The organism is Halovulum sp. GXIMD14793 (genome assembly GCF_054457435.1).
Genome location: NZ_JBTLNE010000005.1, coordinates 25,998 through 40,120 on the forward strand (window position 1 = coordinate 25,998; position 14,123 = coordinate 40,120).

The window sequence follows — 14,123 nt, forward strand, 5'->3', positions numbered from 1 at the left end:
CGCGGCAGACCGAAATACTCCACCTTAACAAGTGGGGGCTTTCAGGCGGATTTCTTCGGCTGCCGCGCCGGGGGGTTACTTGTAGTAATCGTCCAGTATGACCTGTTCCGCCTTGGCGGCTTCGGATAAGCTGGCGGCGACATCAGCGCCTTCGATATCGACCCGCTGCACCATGTCCATCAGAACCTGACGCTGCGCACTTTCGGTCGCGAATTTGGTCGTGTGCGCATAGGCCAGACCGCGAATGAACGGTCCGAAGACAGGGTCGGCAGAGTTTGCTTCGGTCATGCCGACGGACGGCTTTGCGGGCAGTTCACCAACGGTATCAAGCCAGATCTGCATCGCCTCGTCGCTGGTGATGTATTCCATGAATTTCACGGAGGCTTCATAACGCTCACCCTCGGCCTTGGTGGTGATCGCGTTGACCCAGTAAGAACTGTAGTTCGATTGAACGCCATTATGGCTGGGCAGTTCCGTCACACCCCATTTCAGGCCGCGCGTATCATTCAGCGATCCGATGCGGAAAGAGCCGTCGATATGCATCCCGGCACGCCCCGCCTTGAACGCAGCCTGCGGTTCATCCATGAAGCCAAAGGACGTAACGCCGTCATCGCCTGCCAGGCTGGTATAGAACTCTGCCGCCTTGCGGCCCGCGTCGCTGTCATAGTTCACGGTTCTGTAGTCATCCAGGTAAGGCTCTCCGCCCATCTGGCGGATCAGCACTTCGCGGAACCAGTGGTGATCCTGCGCGTTCATCCCGGCGGTCAGCCCGACCTGCGTGATATTGCCCGCGCCATCGCGTTTGGTCATTTTCCGGGCGGCTTCGACCATTTCATCCAATGTGGTCGGCGGGCTGTCGATACCGGCCTCTTCCATCAGACGCTCGTTGTAGAACAGCGCCAGCGAGCGCACTGCTGTCGGCAAGGCCCAGTATTGATCGCCTTCGCGCATCGCGCCGACCATCGGGAAAAATTCCGCATCAATCTTATCAGCAGGGAATATGTCTGCCGGAAGCGGCTGGATCAGCTTTGCTTCCTTGTAGTCATTCAGCCAGCCATAGAACAGCTGCACGACATCCGGGCCCTGTCCGGCAGGGATGGAGGCCGCGACCTTGGTGCGATAGTCGGCATAGGGGAAATGGGTCATCTTGACCGTAATCCCGGGATTGGCTGCCTCGAAATTTTCGATCAGCTGCTCCATCGCGGTGACCCGCGCATCATAGAAATACTGCCAGTATTCGATTTCCACATCCGCCATCGCGGCAGACCCGGCCAACAGCGCCACAGCGGTTGCACCGGCTTTGGCAAACAGTTTCATTTTAAGCATGGCTTTCTCCCAGTTGCTCCCCTTTTTTGGCCTTAAGGTTTCGGGGATCTGGATCAGGTTAACTCAAGTTAGTTGAGCAATCAACCGTGATGGGATATTGTGCCGATATGGATACGCTTTCCCTTATTTCACCGGCATCCGCTGGGCGGTTGTCGCATCGCCAAAGGGCATTGGATGAGATTCGCCTTGCCGGGCCGGTGGGCCGGGCCGATCTTGCCCGTAAGCTGGATCTGTCGGTGCAGGCGGCTTCGAATATCACCGCAGATCTGATGGAGGCCGGTCTGATCCGGCAGAGCGGAAAGCGTACTGGTGGTCGGGGCATGCCGGTTGCCTTGTATGAGCTGAACCCCGACGGTGCCTTTGCACTGGGTTTTGAGGTCCGTCCGACCTCGGTCTATGCGACGATTGCCGATATGGCGGGGCAAATCTGTGCCCGGGAAAAAACCGGTCTGGCAAAATCCTGCCCTGACACCGTGCTGCCGGAACTGTGTCGTCTGGCGCAGCACCTGACGGCGGGGCAGGGTGCTGAGGGGCGGATCATCGGGGCAGGTATCGTGCGCCCCGGTCCCTTTGGTCGAACCGGGTTGCGCCAGCCGGAAACAGAATTGTCGGGCTGGGAAGATCCCGGTCTGCACGGCCAGATCGAAGGCCTGCTTGGCATGTCGGTCACGCTGGACAACGACGCCACGGCGGGGGCCTGTGCCGAACATCAGATCGGTAGCGCCCAAAACGTCGATGATTTCGCGTACCTCTATTTCGGCGCGGGTCTGGGATTAGGTGTGATTGCCGGTGGCCAGCCTTTGCAGGGCGCTTTTGGCAACTCGGGCGAGATTGGTCATGTGTGCGTGCAGGGCTTCGACGGCGTGCTTGAGGATTGTCTGTCGCGCAAGGCCTTGGAACAGTTCCTGCAATCCATTGGTCTGAACGGTGTGGATGTGGCCCGGATCGAACAGCATTTCGACACTGGCGCATTGACCCCATGGATCACGATGGCTGCCCCGGTCCTTGGGCAAACCGTTGCGCTGATCGAGAACCTGTTTGATCCGGCTAAGATTGTTCTGGGCGGGGCGATGCCGTCTGGTGTCCTGGAGGCCCTGATCGCGGCGTGCCCCTTGCCAAGTCGCACGGTGTCGAACCGCTGTGACCGGGTTCAGCCACGCCTGCAATGCGGGGCCTGCGGGCCCTTTACCGTTTCGACCGGTGCTGCCGCCCTGATGCGCAACCGTTTTTTCACAACCCAACCATGAGAGTGCGATGACCCAGCCCACTGCAGATCAGTCCCGTCTTGACCGCACGGCCAGCCAGCCCAAAGCCCTTGGCCTGTGGCAGTTGATACATGGGTTGCGCAGCCCCTTGCGGTTCATGTCATCCGGCGCGCATCCCGATGACGAATGCGCGCCCATGCTTGCGGCGCTGCATTTTCGTGATGGCATTGGTCTGTCCTATGCCTGTTCGACACGGGGCGAGGGCGGTCAGAACAATCTGGGACCTGAGCGCGGGCTGGTTCTTGGGGCGCTGCGCACAGCCGAGATGGAAGCGGCGTGCGATATGCTGAACATGCGGATGTACTGGCTTTCGGAAAGCCCGGATGACAGTATCACGGATTGGCGGTTTTCCAAAAGCGGCGGGGAGACGCTGGCCAAATGGGACCATGACCGCACGCTGGCGCGGATGGTTCACATTTTGCGCCGGGACAAGCCGGATATGATTTGCCCGACCTTTCTGGATGTGCCGGGGCAGCATGGCCATCACCGCGCCATGACCCGCATTGCGCATCAGGCGTTCGCAGCCGCTGCAGATCCCGGATATTCCGGTTGCGATCTGCCCGCGTGGACTGTTTCTAAACTCTATCTGCCGGCATGGTCCGGGGCGGGCCGTGCTTATGATGATGATCTGCCGCCACCGCCTGCCACCGTGACAGTGCCGGGAACCGGACAGGACGCCTTTACCGGCTGGAGCTATGCCCGGATTGGGGCGATGTCCCATGGGCATCACCGGTCTCAAGGCATGGGGCATTGGCCGAGGGAGGAGCGGGATTTCCCCCTGCACCTTGCAGAGAGCATTGTCGGGCCGGATCGCGGATCGGTTTCGGATAATCTGCCCGCAAACATGTCTGACCTTGGGGTCGCCGGGTTTGATCCGCTGGTGGCAGAGATGCCTGCCTTGCTGGCGACACCTGGCCGGTTGCAAAAGGCGCTGGCCGAAGCTGATGCGCTTTTGAACCGCGCTGATCCGGGCCTGGAAGAGTCGCATCGCTTTGATCTGAAACGGTTGCAGATTGCCCGGCTTAAGGCTTTGGCGGCGGGGGTGGTGCCAAATGTGACGCCTGCCGGTATCTGGGTCAGGCCGGGCGCGTTGACGACACTTGATCCTCAGCAAGAGGAGGTGGCAGAGGTCGCCTTGCCCGAAGGTTGGAACAAGACCGATGCAGGTTTCGGACCTGCCGCGGATCATCCGCCCTATGATGGCTATCGCGACAGCTATGACCCCCTGATACCGCCTCGCCCGGCGCTGCGAGTTCTGCAAGATGGGGTCGAAACTCTTTGGCCATTTGACCGCCCGGTGATCGCCGGACCGGCGCGGGAACTGGCGCTGTCCCCTTCGCGGCTGGTGATCAATATCGGGGCAGGGCAGGTCACCGCCCAAAGCGCCATTGAGTCGATCCATCCGCCGACGGACCGGGTTACATCGGCCCTGCCGGATGGGTGGCACATGACCGAAGAGAACGGCACCCTGTCCCTATCTGCCCCGCAAGCCGCAGCCGAGGGACGACATCACCTTCCCCTAAGCCTTGACGGCAAAGCGGCCAGCAGGGTGTACCGTTTCAATCATGCGCATATCCGCCCCACACAATTCGCGCATGTCGCAAAGCTGGAGGTATCCGTGGTTGACGTCCCGGTGCCGGATCATGCTGTTGGTTACCTGGGGGGCGGGCTGGATACGCTGGCGCCGCGCCTGAAAGATCTGGGCGTTGATCTGCGGGATCTGGGCAGGTCCGGGCTGGACAAGTCCGCGCTGGCCGAGTTGCCCAGCCTGATTGTCGGCATCCATGCCTTCGGTTTCAACGCTGGCTTGGCCGAGGCAGCGCCCCTGCTGCATGACTGGGTGAAGGCGGGCGGCAATCTGTTGACGCTTTATCACCGGCCCTGGGACAACTGGGACCCGGACAAAACGCCATTGGCCCGGTTGGAGATCGGTCAGCCCTCTTTGCGGTGGCGCGTCACAAATGCCCAGGCCCCTGTGCGTATTCTGGCCCCAGATCACCCGCTGTTGACCGGGCCGGTCCCAATTGATCAGGCCGCGTTTGACGATTGGGACAAAGAGCGTGGGCTGTATTTTGCCAAGTCCTGGGATGAGGCCTACACGCCCTTGCTGGAGATGGCAGATGAGGGCGACCCGCCACTGCAGGGCGGATTGCTAAGCGGTGCGTTCGGGAAAGGTCGGCACACGCATTGTGCGCTGAACCTGCATCACCAGCTTGAACATGGCATACCGGGTGCAATGCGGCTTTTGATGGCGCTGATCACAAGGTGACAACGCCCTATCCCGCTGTGTCGTTCTTTGCCGGAAGCGCAAAGCCTAAGTCTTTGGATCGTTTCTTTGCAAAGGCCAGCAGCGTCTGAACGTGATGTCCATCGGCTGACAGATCAATCCGGCCGGTGTTTCCGATCACGGTCAGACAGTGCTGCAGCTGGCCGGTATGATCGAACACTGGTGCCGCAATAGCCGAGATTCCGGGAATGGGCTGGTCAATCGTGGTTGAAAATCCTTGCTTGCGGACCTGGTCGACTTGCGCTGCATAATTCCTGGCTGCATAATTCCTGACAGTGCCGATCTGCCGCTCTTCACGTGCAATCAAAGGGTGCGTGACTTCGGACGAAAGATAAGCGGCAAAGACCTTGCCTGTCGCAGTTCCCAGCATTGCATAATGCCCGCCGACCCGGATGTTGACATGCAGCGGCAACGGAGACTCGCGCACATAGGTGATGACCGGCCCGTGCAGCCCCCATACGGCAAGTGACACCATCAACTCCAACTCTCGCGCCAGCGCGCCGATGCGATCCAGCGTTTCGCGATAGCTGTCCGTGCGTTGCAGCCGTGCCAGCCCCAGTTGCAGGGCAAGCGGACCAAGCTGGTAGCGGCCATTGGGCGTTTGTTCGACCATCTCCATGGCCTTGAAACTGACCAGATAGGGGTGCAGTTGCGCGGGTGCTGTGCCCATGGCCTCGGCTAGATCGCGCAGCATCATTGGCGTCTGCGAGGCGGCAAGTTCGCGCAACAGTGCCCCGCCGGTATCGACCGATTGCACCCCGCGTTGCGGCTTTGTGGTCACGACAGAAGCCGCTGCGCTGCCGTGACGGAGATATCGCCACCCTGCACCAGAGCTTTGGCGATGCGGTCCACCTCGTCCCCGGTGGCACCTGCGGTGATGGCGATGTTGCGCGCATGAAGCGCCATGTGCCCGCGTTGAATGCCCTCTGTCGCAAGGGCGCGCAGGGCGGCGAGGTTTTGCGCCAGGCCAACCGCTGCGACGACGCCCGCCAGTTCGCCTGCGCTGTGAACATCCATCAGCTGCAGGGCTGCCTGCGCGGAAGGGTGGGTTTTGGTCGCCCCGCCCACCAGCCCAAGCGCCATGGGTAATTCGATCACGCCATGCAAGCCGCCTGTGTCTGTCAGGGACCATTTGGTCAGTGATGTGTACCGCCCCGACCGTGCGGCAAAGGCATGTGCGCCCGCTTCGATGGCGCGCCAGTCATTGCCCGTGGCCACGACGACCGGGTCGATGCCGTTCATGATGCCCTTGTTGTGGGTCGCTGCGCGGTACGGGTCGACGGCGGCCAGCGCATAGGCTTCCGTGATGACTTTCGCCACTTCTGCGCCGGGGCGGGTGTCTGTGGTCAGAGCTTCGGCAGTCAGGGTGACCTCGGCCCTTGCCAGCCGGGTATCGGCAAGGTTTGACAGGATGCGCAGCAGGCTGCGACCGCCGGTCAAGCGGGCCATTTCAGGGGCCAGACGCTCTGCCATGGTGTTGACCGTATTGGCCCCCATGGCGTCACGCACATCCACCAGCAGATGCGCCACCACCATCGGCCCCGCCGGGGTATCGTCAAACACATGCACTTCGATATCGCGGCAGCCGCCGCCCAGCCCGACAAGGACCGGATCGCAGGCATTTGCCGCCTCGATCAGCGCATCTTTTGCGGCCAGTAGCGCCGGTTTTGCCTGTGCTGGATCTACGTCCAGCAATTGAACCTGCGCGCGCATCACCGGATCGCTGACCGATGCGCGAAAGCCCCCGCAGCCGCGTGCCAGCCTTGCCATGAACGAGGCAGCCGCCACGACAGAGGGTTCCTCGACCGCCATTGGCACAAGGTAATCCTTGTCATTCACGGTGAAGTTCAGGGCCACGCCCAAGGGCAGTTCAAACCGCCCGACGACATTTTCGATCATGCCATCGGCAACCTGCAGAGGCAACGCGCGGTCCAGCGCGTCCTGGCCCAGAGTTGCGCGCCGCTCGTCTGGCGATAACTTCCGAAATCCGTCTATTCTGCTAGTCATTTGCCCCTGCCATGTGCCGCGCTGCGATATAGCCAAAGGTCACCGCCGGCCCCAAAGTGATCCCGCCGCCGGGATAGTTTCCGCCCATGATGCTAGCCGCGTCATTGCCTGCCGCATAAAGCCCGCCCAAGGGTCGCCCATCTGCGCCCAGAACCTGCGCATTCTCATCGCATTTCAGCCCCGCAAAGGTGCCCAGATCACCCAGCACCAGCTTTACTGCATAAAAAGGTGCTTTTTCTATTGGGGCAACGCAGGGGTTGGGCTGGTGTTCCGGGTCGCCCAGCGATCGGTTGTAAGACGTTTCTCCGCGTCCGAATTCGGGGTCCTGACCTTGCTGTGCGGGACCGTTAAAAGCCTCAATGGTTTTGGCCAGCGTGGCAGGGTCGGCCCCGATCTGCTGCGCCAGCGCCTCGGGCGTGGCACCGCGAAACAGGTATCCCTGGCGGATCATATGCTTGTAGGGCACCGGGGCAGGTTTGACGAAGCCCAGCCCATATTTGCGTAACACCCTGTGATCACAGATGAAAAAGGCGCACAACTCGCCGCCTTCCTGTGCGTTGCGGCGCATAAGTGACTGGCCGAAATCGTGGTAGCTGTCCGCTTCGTTGCAGAACCGGCGGCCCGAGCGGGTGACGGCAATCACGCCCGGTTTGGAGCGGTCGACAAAATGCGGGAATGTGCCTTGGGTGCCATCGCGGTTCAGGGGCCGTGATACGGGCACCCAGGCGGCGGCATTGGGCAGCGCGTCTTCGACGCCTGCGCCCACTTGCTCCCCCAGTCGCAGCCCGTCGCCCGTGTTGCCCGGCGGCGCAGGAGAGGCATGGGCATGACCCGCAGCGACCTGCGGGAACAGGGCTGCACGCCGCTCTGGATCTTGCGGGAAACCGCCAGCGGCCAACACCACACCTTTGGCGGCGCGTATCTCGACCGTGCCGTGAACCGCATGCACCACCGCACCGGTCACCCGGCCCGAGGCATCCTGCACCAGCGTGCGCACCGGCGCGCGGGTCCAGATCGACACATCCTTGTCAAAGCATGATTTGGCCAGCCGAGCCACCAGCGCATTGCCATTCATCAACCGCATGGGCCGTCCGTGAAATAACCGGTCACGCAGATATTTGGCGAACAGAACTGCGACATATCCCGCCGACACAGGCGAGCGCATGACGTTGAAGAAATGCAGGAGTTCCTTGCCCGTTCCGATCATCATGCCCAGAAAGGTGATCTCTTTCAGCGGCGGGCGGAGGCGTTTGATTTCCTTGCCCAGCTTGCGCCCGTCAAACGGGCGGGCCACGATAGACCGCCCGCCATCCATGCCGCCGGGTGCCTTGGGGTGGTAATCGGCAAAAGTCGGCCCCAGGTCGAATTGCAACGCGGTCTGGCTTTCGAAGAAATCCACCGCTTTCGGGCCCGTCTCAAGAAAGGCGGCAACGCGGGTGTTGTCGAAATGCGCCCCGGCCTCATGCTGCAGATAGGTTGTCGCGGCCTCAACGCTATCCTTAACCCCGGCGCGTTTTGCAGGGGCGTTTCCGGGGATCCACATCCAGCCCCCCGACCGCGCCGTCGTGCCGCCAAAGACGGGTTCTTTTTCGACCACCAGCACCTTTAGCCCGCGATGTGCTGCACTAACCGCACTGGCCAGCCCGCCTGCGCCAGAACCGACCACCAAAACATCGCATTCATAAATCTCAGGCTGCAAGATATCCTCCATCCACAGGCAAAAGTGCCCCGGTGACATAGCTGGCCGCGCCAGAGGCCAGAAACACCACCGGCCCCGCCAGTTCTGTTGGCTGGCCGACGCGGCCCATGGGCGTATGGGCCAGAAACCGGCCAATCGCGTTAGGGTTGTCCCGGGTTACCGCCGTCATCGGTGTCTCGATCACACCGGGCAACAGCGCATTTACACGCACGTCAAGCGGGGCCAGATCATGGGCCAATGCACGGGTATATTGTGCCAGCGCCCCCTTTGAGGCGGCATAAGCGGTCAGCCCCGGTCCGGCCGTGACCGACATGATGGAACCGATATTGATGATGCTGCCCTTTGTTGCCTTGAGCTGCGGCAAAAACGCCTCTGTCATCAGGCGCGCGCCGGTCAGGTTCACGGCAAAGATCCTGTCCCAGTTCTCGGCATAGTCGTCAGCATCCGGGGTGCTGCGGGCGATCACACCAGCATTGTTGACCAGGATAGACACCTGACCCAGCCGGTCGGAAACGTCCCTTGCGAAACCGGCAACCGCTGCAGCGTCGGTCACATCGCATTGCGCCGCATATCCCGGCTGCGGCAATTCGGCGGCCAGATCGCTGACGCCGTCAGCCTTCAGATCGCATAGACCCAGCGTCGCCCCGGCCTGGGCCAAGCCGCGCGCAATCGCTGTCCCGCTGCCCTGTCCGGCCCCGGTCACCACCGCCACGCGACCGCTTAAATCAAACATCCCCAAATCCCCTATCAGCTTTGTTAAATTTGCTGATTGCTAAGTTATTATCCTATGGCTAACGTGAATACAGGCGCAAGAGAAGAGATGCGCCAATAAAACCGGCCACCCATTGAGCCGGAAGGGAGGATATATGAAACGCATTCTTACTGCTGCGACCGTCACCGCAGCGGCCCTGACAGCGCCCGCGCAAGCGGACACTTATGATCTGCAAAGCACATTCCCGCTGGCGATCCCATCAATCGGGCCCAGCCCTGGGCTTTGGGCCGACAAGGTCCGGCTGATGACCGGCGGCGAGGTGGACATCACCGTGCATGGCGCGGGTGATTTTGTACCCGGTTTCGAGGTTTTCGGGGCCGTCAGTTCCGGTGCATTGCCCATGGGCTTTGACTGGATCGGATACTGGTCAGGCACGATCCCGGTGGCCAATCTTGTGGGCGCGATGCCTTTTGGCCCCCCGCCGGAGGTCTTCCTTGGCTGGATGTTCGAAGGTGGTGGGCTGGAGATCATTCAGAAGGCCTATGACGAACACAACGTCAAGATCATCCCCTGTCATCTGGTTCTGCCTGAAGCGGGTGGCTGGTATCATGACGAAATCAACAGCGTCGAGGATCTGAAAGGCAAGAATATCCGCATTGCAGGGCTTGGCGGCAAGACGCTGGCCAAACTGGGCGCGAACCCCCAGATCGTGCCTGCAGGTGAGATTTACGTGGCGCTGGAAACCGGGCGGCTGGATGCGGCGGAATTCTCGGTGCCGCAGATCGACGTCAATCTGGGCTTTCACAAGATCGTCAAGAACTACTATTTCCCCGGCTGGCATCAGCCCGCGAGCTGGGATTCGATCATCATCAACATGGATGTCTGGAACGGGTTCTCTGAACAGAACCAGACCATCATGATCGAGGCGTGCAAAGCCAATATCACCGAAAACCTGATTGACCAGATCCACAATCAGGCCGATCCGATCGCCAAGATGGAGGCCGAAGGGGCGACCGTGCGCCGCTTCCCTGATGATGTGCTTGCGGCCCTGAAAGCTGCCTCAATCGAGGTGATGGAGGAGGAAGCAGCCAACGATCCCTACTTCAAGGAAGCGTATGAGTCGTTGACCGCCTATATCGCTGCCCAAGGGCGGTGGAGCGCGCTTCAGCAGCTTGATCGCTGAACAGAGTCGGCCGGGCGATGCGATGGATCCTTGATCTTTGTGCCTTGCCCGGCCGCTGGGTTGGCTGGCTGATCCTGCCCCTGATCGCCAGCGTCTGTGCGGCGCTTTATGCAGCACAAGTCGGCTTTAACGCCTTTTGGGACTGGGATGGCCGTGTGTTCCTGCTGGGCGACGGGATCACCGCAAACTCTATGATGGACCTGCAATGGTACCTGTTTGCGGTGATCTCGCTTTTTGGTGGGGTGTTGGCGTTCCGCGATAATGGGCATGTTTCGGTTGATTTTCTGTCCTCCCGCTTCCCACCGAAGATGCGCACAGCCGTCCAGATCCTGGGTGATCTGCTTTTCCTGCTGCCATTTTGCGCCATCATGTGCTGGTACGGGACCAAGTTCGCGATAACGGCGTTCAATGCGGGCGAAGGCTCCAGCTATGGCGGGTTGATGGATCGCTGGGTGATTAAGGCCTGCCTGCCGCTGGCGTTCGGCTTGTTGGGGGTGTCGGCACTGGCGCGCGTTGGGTTGGGGATTAAGAAGCTGATCCGGAATGATTGAAACGCTGACCTCCTGGCCTGTTCTGATGCTGCTGGCGCTGCTGGCGGGGATTTTTTCGGGCTACCCGGTGGCCTTTGTGCTGGCCGGTGTCGGAATACTTACGGCGTTGATGGCCGATGTACCGCTGCTGTTCCTGTCCATTGGCGTGCAGCGCATGTATTCGGGTGTACTGACCAACTGGTTGCTGATCGCGATCCCGCTGTTTGTCTTTATGGGCCTGATGCTGGAACGATCCGGCATTGCAGAACGCCTGTTGCGGGCGTTGGCGGCGTTGTTCCGGTCCTTGCCCGGAGGCTATGCCTTTGCCGTTGCGTTTCTGGGCGTGATCATGGCGGCTTCGACCGGGATTATTGGGGCATCGGTCGTGCTGATCGGGATGATGGCGCTGCCTGCCATGCGCCAGAACGGCTATGATATGCGGATCGGGGCAGGGCTGATCGCTGCCAGCGGTACGCTGGGCATTCTGATCCCGCCGTCGGTGATGCTGATCATTCTTGGCGACCAGCTGAACGTTTCGGTTGGCGATCTGTTCCTTGGGGCCATGCTGCCCGGCCTGTTGCTGGCCGGGCTATATGCTGCTTATCTGACGGTGGTTGCCATAATTTCGCCCGACCGCATGCCCCCAGCACGCAGCCTGCCGCCGATGCCGATGGCACAGGTTGTTCTGATGCTGATTAAGGACCTGATCCTGCCGATCCTGCTGATCCTGTCGGTGCTGGGCACGATCATTGCCGGTATCGCCACCCCGACCGAATCTGCGGCCATCGGGGCCGCCGGGGCAATGTTTATCGCCCTTATCTCACGCAGCCTGGACTGGCGCACACTGGCCGAAGCGCTGACCGAGACGACCCGCACAACCGCGATGATCGTCTTCGTCATGATTGGTGCCTCAATTTTTTCGCTGATCTTTCGCAAACTGGGCGGCGACAAGATGATTGTCGAGATGTTTGCCTTTGATAACGCCAGCCCCATGATCGCGATCCTGATGATCATGGGCTTCGTGTTTCTGTTGGGCTTTTTCCTTGAATGGGTCGAGATCACACTGGTCGTCGTACCCATTGTCGCCCCCGTCATCACTGGGCTTGATCTGGGCCTTGGCAAAGAGGCGGTGTTGATCTGGTTCGCCGTCGCGCTGGCGGTGAACCTGCAAACATCGTTTCTGACACCGCCCTTCGGCTATGCGCTGTTTTATCTGCGTGGCATTGCAGAGGATCTGCCGATCAGCACAATCTATCGCGGTGTGGTGCCGTTTGTGCTGCTTCAGCTTATCGGCCTTGGGCTGATACTGGCCTTTCCCGATCTGGTTCTTTGGTTGCCGGGAATAAGTGATTAGGTGCTCATGAATATATACGGTTTATGTGGTAGAAAATCCGCTCCTTACTTACATAGAATCCGATTAATTATTTCGCCTAAATTCACATCGGTTCCAAATAGTTTTCCGCTTTCGCCCGCTTGCTGACCTCAGGTTTCGCTTTCCCTGCCAGAAAGCCCGGGCTAGGTTTGCGGAAATCTACGACAGGGGGCGCCCGGAATGAGCTATGAGACGATCCTTTACAAAGTCAGCGACAGGGTTGCGACCATCACGCTGAACCGGCCCGAAGTGATGAACGGGCTGAACTCTCAGATGCGGATGGATATTCTGCATGCGGTCAAACATGCGCCCGAGGATGGCGCGCGGGTGATTGTCCTGACCGGGGCGGGCAAGGGGTTTTGCTCGGGCCAGGATCTGGGGGATCGCACGACCTCAGCCGATATCGACATGGAACGCACCCTGCGCGAGGAGTACGAGCCGCTGTTGCGTGCGATCTATGATTGTCCGATCCCGACCATCTCGGCCGTGAACGGGCCAGCGGCGGGGGCTGGGGCAAATATTGCGCTGGCTGCAGATGTGGTGATCGCGGCCAAGTCGGCCTTTTTCGTGCAGGCCTTTGCCCGCATTGGCCTGATCCCGGATGCTGGCGGCACCTATTGGCTGCCGCGCCAGATGGGCTTTGCCAAGGCGATGGGTACTGCGATGTTTGCCGACCGGATCACTGCGGATCAGGCCGACCAATGGGGCATGATCTGGGAGGCGGTTCCCGATGACAGCTTTGCTGCCACGATCCAGGAACGCGCCCAGCATCTGGCCAATGGGCCTACCGCAGCCTACGGGTTGCTGAAACAGGCGCTGCGTGGCTCTTACGATAACACGCTGGACGAACAACTGACGCTTGAGGCGCAGTTGCAGGGACAGGCGGGCAAGACGCGCGACTTTACCGAAGGTGTGATGGCCTTTCTGGAAAAACGTCCGGCGCGGTACGAGGGACGTTGAAAGCCGCACTTTTTGAATTCTGGTGGTTCGGGCTGAAACAGGCCTGGGCCTGCCTGTTTGGCGGGCTGATGCTGGCGCTGATCCTGGCAACATGGGCGTTCTACCCCGCAGAAGCGGCGCTTCACCGCTATGATTTCCTGTTCCTGATGGCCGTTGTGATCCAGATCGGCATGATCCTGGGGCGGCTGGAAACCTGGGACGAGGTCAAGGTTATCGCGATTTTCCACATCGTTGGCACGGCGATGGAGGTTTTCAAAACGGCCGCAGGCAGCTGGATCTATCCAGAAGAGGCGCTGTTTCGCATAGGTGGCGTGCCGTTATTCTCGGGCTTTATGTATGCCGCTGTCGGCTCTTATCTGGCGCGGGTCTGGCGTATCTTTGACTTTCGCTTCACCCGCTATCCGCCGTTTTGGGCCACAGTGTTGGTTAGCGTGGCCTCTTACCTCAATTTCTTCACCCATCATTATACGGTGGACCTGCGCTATGTGCTGATTGCCGCAACCCTTATCCTCTATGGACCTTGCTGGGTGCACTACCGACCAAAGGCGATGCGGCTGAAGATGCCGCTGGCGCTGGGCTTTTTTCTGGTCTCGATCTTTATCTGGTTTGCCGAGAATATCGGCACCTTTGGTGGCGCCTGGATTTATCCCGAACAGGCCGGGGGCTGGCAGTTGGTCAGCTGGTCCAAGCTGGGATCTTGGTATCTGCTGATGATCCTGAGCTTTGTCTTGGTCACCCTTGTGCAAAAGCCCCAGCCTGAACCTCGGGCTTGACCGAAGGGG

12 protein-coding genes are annotated in these 14,123 nt (G+C 60.3%); 7 read left to right on the plus strand and 5 right to left on the minus strand.

Annotation, left to right across the window (positions count from 1 at the left end; genetic code table 11):
- Positions 1-75: 75 nt before the first annotated feature.
- Positions 76-1,326: an extracellular solute-binding protein gene (locus tag ACW9UQ_RS01740; protein WP_458929269.1), complete on the minus strand. Its 1,251-nt coding sequence runs from the start codon at positions 1,324-1,326 to the stop codon at positions 76-78.
- 107 nt (positions 1,327-1,433) lie between these two features.
- Between ACW9UQ_RS01740 and ACW9UQ_RS01745 the strand changes: the two genes are divergently transcribed.
- Both ACW9UQ_RS01745 and ACW9UQ_RS01750 read left to right on the plus strand, forming a co-directional pair.
- Positions 1,434-2,573, plus strand: coding sequence for an ROK family protein (locus tag ACW9UQ_RS01745; protein ID WP_458929270.1), 1,140 nt, complete (start codon positions 1,434-1,436; stop codon positions 2,571-2,573).
- Positions 2,574-2,580: 7 nt separating this feature from the next.
- Positions 2,581-4,860: a PIG-L family deacetylase gene (locus ACW9UQ_RS01750; protein ID WP_458929271.1), complete on the plus strand. Its 2,280-nt coding sequence runs from the start codon at positions 2,581-2,583 to the stop codon at positions 4,858-4,860.
- A 7-nt stretch (positions 4,861-4,867) separates the two neighbouring features.
- Here the strand turns inward: ACW9UQ_RS01750 and ACW9UQ_RS01755 are convergent, their stop codons facing one another.
- Genes ACW9UQ_RS01755 through ACW9UQ_RS01770 form a run of 4 tightly spaced genes read right to left on the minus strand, consistent with a single transcriptional unit; the run spans position 4,868 to position 9,317 of the window.
- The gene (locus ACW9UQ_RS01755) at positions 4,868-5,659 is read right to left on the minus strand and encodes an IclR family transcriptional regulator (protein WP_458929272.1); all 792 of its coding nucleotides are present in this window, start codon (positions 5,657-5,659) and stop codon (positions 4,868-4,870) included.
- Positions 5,656-6,885 (minus strand): hydroxymethylglutaryl-CoA reductase, degradative, encoded by a 1,230-nt coding sequence (locus ACW9UQ_RS01760; RefSeq protein ID WP_458929273.1) that lies wholly within the window; start codon positions 6,883-6,885, stop codon positions 5,656-5,658. The genes ACW9UQ_RS01755 and ACW9UQ_RS01760 overlap by 4 nt, the downstream gene beginning before the upstream one ends.
- A complete protein-coding gene (locus ACW9UQ_RS01765) occupies positions 6,878-8,584 on the minus strand; it encodes an FAD-dependent oxidoreductase (protein WP_458929274.1) in 1,707 nt (568 codons plus the stop codon). The genes ACW9UQ_RS01760 and ACW9UQ_RS01765 overlap by 8 nt, the downstream gene beginning before the upstream one ends.
- Positions 8,574-9,317 (minus strand): SDR family NAD(P)-dependent oxidoreductase, encoded by a 744-nt coding sequence (locus tag ACW9UQ_RS01770; protein ID WP_458929275.1) that lies wholly within the window; start codon positions 9,315-9,317, stop codon positions 8,574-8,576. The genes ACW9UQ_RS01765 and ACW9UQ_RS01770 overlap by 11 nt, the downstream gene beginning before the upstream one ends.
- Positions 9,318-9,450: 133 nt before the next feature.
- On the opposite strand from ACW9UQ_RS01770, the gene ACW9UQ_RS01775 reads away from it, so the two are divergent.
- From ACW9UQ_RS01775 to ACW9UQ_RS01795, 5 genes are all read left to right on the plus strand, one after another.
- A complete protein-coding gene (locus ACW9UQ_RS01775) occupies positions 9,451-10,479 on the plus strand; it encodes a TRAP transporter substrate-binding protein (RefSeq protein ID WP_458929276.1) in 1,029 nt (342 codons plus the stop codon).
- Positions 10,480-10,496: 17 nt separating this feature from the next.
- Complete coding sequence (locus ACW9UQ_RS01780) at positions 10,497-11,030, plus strand: TRAP transporter small permease subunit (RefSeq protein ID WP_458929277.1); 534 nt, start codon at positions 10,497-10,499, stop codon at positions 11,028-11,030.
- Positions 11,023-12,363: a TRAP transporter large permease gene (locus ACW9UQ_RS01785; RefSeq protein ID WP_458929278.1), complete on the plus strand. Its 1,341-nt coding sequence runs from the start codon at positions 11,023-11,025 to the stop codon at positions 12,361-12,363. The genes ACW9UQ_RS01780 and ACW9UQ_RS01785 overlap by 8 nt, the downstream gene beginning before the upstream one ends.
- 198 nt (positions 12,364-12,561) lie before the next feature.
- Positions 12,562-13,341: an enoyl-CoA hydratase-related protein gene (locus tag ACW9UQ_RS01790; RefSeq protein ID WP_458929279.1), complete on the plus strand. Its 780-nt coding sequence runs from the start codon at positions 12,562-12,564 to the stop codon at positions 13,339-13,341.
- A complete protein-coding gene (locus tag ACW9UQ_RS01795; protein ID WP_458929280.1) occupies positions 13,338-14,114 on the plus strand; it encodes a DUF817 domain-containing protein in 777 nt (258 codons plus the stop codon). Before ACW9UQ_RS01790 ends, ACW9UQ_RS01795 begins: the two co-directional genes overlap by 4 nt.
- Positions 14,115-14,123: the final 9 nt, after the last annotated feature.

Bases quoted from the DNA above. Each gene is read 5' to 3' on its own strand.
- ACW9UQ_RS01740 (WP_458929269.1), bottom strand. From the start codon at position 1,326: ATGCTTAAAATGAAACTGTTTGCCAAAGCCGGTGCAACCGCTGTGGCG.
- ACW9UQ_RS01745 (WP_458929270.1), top strand. From the start codon at position 1,434: ATGGATACGCTTTCCCTTATTTCACCGGCATCCGCTGGGCGGTTGTCG.
- ACW9UQ_RS01750 (WP_458929271.1), top strand. From the start codon at position 2,581: ATGACCCAGCCCACTGCAGATCAGTCCCGTCTTGACCGCACGGCCAGC.
- ACW9UQ_RS01760 (WP_458929273.1), bottom strand. From the start codon at position 6,885: ATGACTAGCAGAATAGACGGATTTCGGAAGTTATCGCCAGACGAGCGG.
- ACW9UQ_RS01770 (WP_458929275.1), bottom strand. From the start codon at position 9,317: ATGTTTGATTTAAGCGGTCGCGTGGCGGTGGTGACCGGGGCCGGACAG.
- ACW9UQ_RS01775 (WP_458929276.1), top strand. From the start codon at position 9,451: ATGAAACGCATTCTTACTGCTGCGACCGTCACCGCAGCGGCCCTGACA.
- ACW9UQ_RS01780 (WP_458929277.1), top strand. From the start codon at position 10,497: ATGCGATGGATCCTTGATCTTTGTGCCTTGCCCGGCCGCTGGGTTGGC.
- ACW9UQ_RS01785 (WP_458929278.1), top strand. From the start codon at position 11,023: ATGATTGAAACGCTGACCTCCTGGCCTGTTCTGATGCTGCTGGCGCTG.
- ACW9UQ_RS01790 (WP_458929279.1), top strand. From the start codon at position 12,562: ATGAGCTATGAGACGATCCTTTACAAAGTCAGCGACAGGGTTGCGACC.